The organism is Actibacterium ureilyticum (assembly GCF_002285435.1).
GTDB classification, from domain to species: Bacteria; Pseudomonadota; Alphaproteobacteria; order Rhodobacterales; family Rhodobacteraceae; genus Actibacterium_C; species Actibacterium_C ureilyticum.
This window is the reverse complement of sequence record NZ_NSBT01000042.1, coordinates 1-4,517: the sequence shown is the minus strand read 5'-3', so window position 1 is coordinate 4,517 and position 4,517 is coordinate 1. Positions and strand designations below refer to the sequence as shown.

Sequence of the window (4,517 nt, the reverse complement as noted above, 5' to 3'; positions counted from 1 at the left end):
TGTCGCGTTGCCCTTTAATCTGAGACGCGACGCGTTTGGCGACAATTTTTGCCCTTAATTGTGAGATACGGCTGTCATGGGGCCCCTGTTTCTCGCGCACCTTTGCGCGATGTGATCAACCGCGGCAAGCAATCGAGGCTCCTTCTCGAAGGCGCGCAAGAGAGCAACCCTTGCATAGTCGTCGATGCTTTTGCTGACGATGGCTGCCTTAGCCAAGGGATGAGATCGAGCGGCGGCGATTGCGGCGAGGCAGAACAGCCTAACTTCCGATCTGGGGTTCTGGACAGCGAACGACGGATCCCCGCGGAAGGTTTTGAGTGACATGGCAAAGGTGACTGCGCGCATTGCGCGCCGAAGTTGCTTGGGGCCGCGCGAGCGCGCGGCGCACTCAAGCATCTCTGCCCCGCGGCGCGCTCGGTATATCAGTTTTCCAGATATTTGTTCCTCACGGAGTTTGCCAAGGGTCTGCACAAGTCTCGTCCCGCAAACTTGGCAGTCAAATGCCCAGGCCCGCCTCCAATGCCTGAGCAAAAGACCCTCTCTGGAGCATCGCAGGCAATGCTGGAATGGCATCTGAGCCGTCAGTGAGGCTTCTCGTGGCGTCATTGCCGGAAAGGTCAAAGATCGAACAACATCTGGGTTAACCCGTGCGGCGTTGGCAATCTTCGCCGCCGCAGCCGCGTCGACGTTGAAGTCCAAGGCGGTGCCATGCGCGGTATCGATTCTGAGATGAGCCAGTAGTTCCGCATCATCACAGTAGTTGGCCGCCGCCAGCCGAGACAACCAACCTGACAACAACTCGTCTGGCAGCGGCGCGACAGTCTTGGGCAGCGGGTGCGGCTTCACACCCGGGACTTCTGGAGCCGCCGATGGGGGTTCGCATGGCGCGACCAAACCGGCGTCCATTTTGCGATTGCGTCATCGGTGATGCATTCCTCGCCTGTGATAATGGCGTCGATGGAAAGATCCTTGACCAGAGCGAAGATGCGCGAGGTCACCCCACCGGTCAGTGCCAAGACCTGCTTGAGAGATTTGACCTTCAGGTTGGACTTCTTTTCCAGTGGCATGGCAGCAATAAGGGTCTGGATCATGTCCGAGAACTCGGCATCGTCGCGCCAGTTTGGCAGATGATGTTCGTCCAGCCGTCGGGCAAGCTGGATATCACCGCGAATAGCATCGACGGCCTCGCTGACCCCAAGGCAGACCAGTGACACCTCGAGTTCATTGCTGAGATACCGCAGGACATTGAGAAATCGGCGCTGTTCGCGGTGGGTCCCGGCCAAGAGATTGTGGACCTCGTCGATCATGATCATCCGCAGGCCAAGGTCGCGTAAGAGCGCGATGACACGGACTTCGAGGGAAGCCACATTTTGAGCGCGGGCGCTAAGAGCCGTCGCCGGGGCGCCGACGGCGGCCAGGATGTGCAGGTAAAACCGCCGTTCATCAGGTGCGGGCGGCGCTTGCAACAGCAGAAGCGGTGTGCGGGTGATGCCCGACGCCGGATCGTATTCTGGTGCGAACTTGCGCGACAGGTTTCGGGCAATCATCGTCTTTCCGATCCCGGAGGCGCCATGCACAAGAAGCCCAGGCATACGGGTTTGTCGTGGCGCTTCGATCATGCCCTGCAAGCGGTCCAACACCTGTTCCGCCCGAGGAAAGCCGATCCAGATATCCGATTGAATGAGGGCGATCCGGCCGTCTTCTTCAGTTGTCCCTGCCCTCAATTCACCATCTCTCCACCTTGAACAATGGGCGCGATGTATCACCCGTATCGATCGGGCGCAGCCCTTCGGTTGTCGAGACGGCCGAGTTCGTGCCCTTCAATGTCCCTTTTCTTTCACGGGTTCTGCGTTCGGCCTTCGTCAGGCCCCGGCTTTCAGCTTCGATCTGGCGTTGCTGTCGGATCAGCTCAGCCAGCACCAGCTCATTAGACCCGGACTTGCCAAGGGCACGGGCCTTCCTCATCGCTTCGCGATATTCCCAGAGCGAGACGGGCGGAATTTCCAGGTTTCTGTACCGCGCCTCAACATACCGGCCATCGTCCAGTTCGACCCAGATCATTGAGATATCGCGAGGATCGTAGCGAACGACCACCTTTCCATCCCCGCGCCCAATGTGGCCTGCAAGGGCATCGGACCAGTACCTTATCTGGAACAGATGGATGCCGTCACGCCTGATCTTGCGCGGTTCACTCGGCAGGAAGCTCACCTGAAAGGCTTCCATCTCGAAGGGGATGTCGCCTGTCATTTGCTCTGAGAGCGCCTCCCATTTGGCAACGGGCGTGCAGCCAAGACTTGAATGAATGCTGTTGTTGTAACGGCAGATTTCCAGAGCAAACCAGCGATCGAATTCGCTCAACGTCATCGTGGCCTTGCTTTCGGCGTCATAGTCGCCCTTTGCCGCGATCGAGGATTGCGTTGTTCCCGGCAACAGGTGAACGGCCCCCATCATGGTGCCGATCAACCGTTCGATGTGACCACCGAAGTGAGGACTTGCTGGCGGTCGATAGACCAGATCGATCCCCCAATCCGCACAGGCCGACCGAAAGGCGCGCGACCGGAAATCGCGACCGTTATCGACGTGGATGCTGTGCGGTTTGCCCTGTGCCGGCCAAGGAACATCGCACGCCAATTCCGCAAGAAGTTCCTCCTTGAGGGTCACCGCCTGTGTCAGGCAAAGCGCCACTGACAGACGCGAAGGTGCCTCGAGAGAGGTGTAATATCCGGTCACCATCCGCGTTGCGACGTCGATCGCCAGCGTGACCCAAGGCCGCCCAATTGGTTTGCGTTCAAAGCCGTCGACAAGAATGATGTCCGCCGGTGTATGATCAATTTGGACGATCTCCAGTGGCATACTGGCCTTGTTCTCACCTGTGACCGGCGCAAATTTCTGGCGGGCCGCCTTTGCGCCCTCTCGTGCCTTCGCAACTTCGCGGGCATCCATCGCATCCAGACGACGCTGAACCGTTCGCCGTGTCGGCGGTTGCAAGCCCTCCTGCCAGCAAGCGCTGCGGATTTCTGTCACGACGCGCGACAAGCTCGAACGCTCCCGGCGCAAGAAATAGCGGCGAAGGTGCTCCTCGATTACCGCTTCGACTTTGCTGGATATTAACATCGTCCCGGTCGGGCGGCCCCGTTTCCGCGGAGCCAGAGCGCTGGTGCGCCCACCCTCTTCCGCCAACCGTTTTATCCAACGCCAGACCGTCGCCCTGCTGACACCAAGCTCCCAAACGGCGTCATTGATGCCACGTTCCAGGCTGCCAGTCCCATTGAGATATGCCTGAACAAGAGGGCGCAGCACCGCGGCCCTGCGCGCCTCTTCAGCACCAACGGCAACGGAGTCTTCGCCATCATCATTCATCGATATTTGCCGCAAATGTCTGTGAACCCTGTCTCAGGTTTAAGGGCAAAAATATCAGAATTAAAGGCAAAATCTCATATTTAAGGGCAAAACTCAGCCGTTGATTTCGTTGGATTTCCCATCTCACAATTAAGGGCTACGCGACAGTCGAGGTTCTGCGCAATGTCATGTGGGTCCACGCCGAGGTCGCGGGCGGTATCCGGCATAAGCTGGCCAAGGCCTATGGCACCGACAGGGCTACGTGCAGCTGGATTGTATGCGCTCTCGACTTCGATATTGGCCCGGTAAAGGAGCGCCCAATCAGTGACTGAAAGCCCTGCGCGACGCAGCGCACCATGCCCGGCATACCGCAGAGCCGTGGTCTCGATCGCATGGAGGATTTCTGGGGTGGCGCGGGCGGCGGATCGAGCCGGGATCGCTGTCTCGCTCGTTGCGTCAGGAACGCGAGGTTCTGCGAAGAGAAAAAGGCGCCCGTTTGCCTCTTGAGAAGAGGAAATCAATTGGCCGTCTGGGCCAACCGAAAAGATGAAACCGTCGGCCAGGGCCGGGGGCGCGGAACAAACGCCTGTACCCAAAGCAACGACGAGCGCAGTCGCGCGGTCAGCTGCCTTTGACCGGAGGCGCGGCGTGGCGCTCGCGGCCACCTTCTTCAAGTGGGATGCTAGCGGTCGTACAGCCCATGTCGGCCAAGAAACTGACAAGGCCAACGATGGTTTTGAAGTCGCGGAGCTTGAGGACGCTTCGGCTGGTGACGAGCATCTTATCGTCACGCCCATCAGTGGCGACGGCGCGGATGACCCACGAGCCGTACCAACTGTTATGGCGCTTCTCTGCTCTCTCCTTGCAGACCACCTCAATGAGGTAGCCCTCGGCGAGCAAGCCGCGCAGTCCGCCTTCTGTAACCACATTCGGGGCTTCTTCTATCATGGCCTTCCCTTGGGTCCTTGTTCTGCCTGGGTGCAGTATCAGGCCCACGGGGTCGCAACACCGTGAGCGATACAAAACAACATTAATGATAGCAAGACAATAATAACGTGTTGACGAAGTTCGCCTTGCTCCGATAACGGTGATAGCCGACAGAATGATAATCTTAAAGGCGGCAAAGGAGTTTTGCCCTGCGCTTGTTTATTGCGCGCAACGCACCGTTGCTGTTCGCG

Annotated in this window: 5 protein-coding genes and 1 pseudogene; all 6 read right to left on the bottom strand. The window is 58.6% G+C overall.

What is annotated here, in order from left to right:
* Window positions 1-54: 54 nt before the first annotated feature.
* Window positions 55-846, bottom strand: a complete 792-nt coding sequence (locus CLM60_RS20035) for a TniQ family protein (RefSeq protein ID WP_040610016.1) — start codon at window positions 844-846, stop codon at window positions 55-57.
* On the bottom strand, window positions 843-1,724 hold the full coding sequence (locus CLM60_RS20030; protein WP_095587516.1) for a TniB family NTP-binding protein: 882 nt from the start codon (window positions 1,722-1,724) through the stop codon (window positions 843-845). Before CLM60_RS20030 ends, CLM60_RS20035 begins: the two co-directional genes overlap by 4 nt.
* 1 nt (window position 1,725) lies before the next feature.
* Window positions 1,726-3,360, bottom strand: a complete 1,635-nt coding sequence (locus CLM60_RS20025; protein WP_141246441.1) for a Mu transposase C-terminal domain-containing protein — start codon at window positions 3,358-3,360, stop codon at window positions 1,726-1,728.
* A gap of 146 nt (window positions 3,361-3,506) precedes the next feature.
* Window positions 3,507-4,004 (bottom strand): annotated as a pseudogene (locus CLM60_RS20020) (lytic transglycosylase domain-containing protein); the annotation flags it as partial.
* Complete coding sequence (locus CLM60_RS20015) at window positions 3,961-4,287, bottom strand: hypothetical protein (protein ID WP_095590916.1); 327 nt, start codon at window positions 4,285-4,287, stop codon at window positions 3,961-3,963. The gene CLM60_RS20015 and the pseudogene CLM60_RS20020, both read right to left, overlap by 44 nt.
* Window positions 4,288-4,325: 38 nt before the next feature.
* Window positions 4,326-4,517: hypothetical protein (locus CLM60_RS21110; protein WP_217983315.1), on the bottom strand; the 192-nt coding region annotated here is incomplete at its 5' end.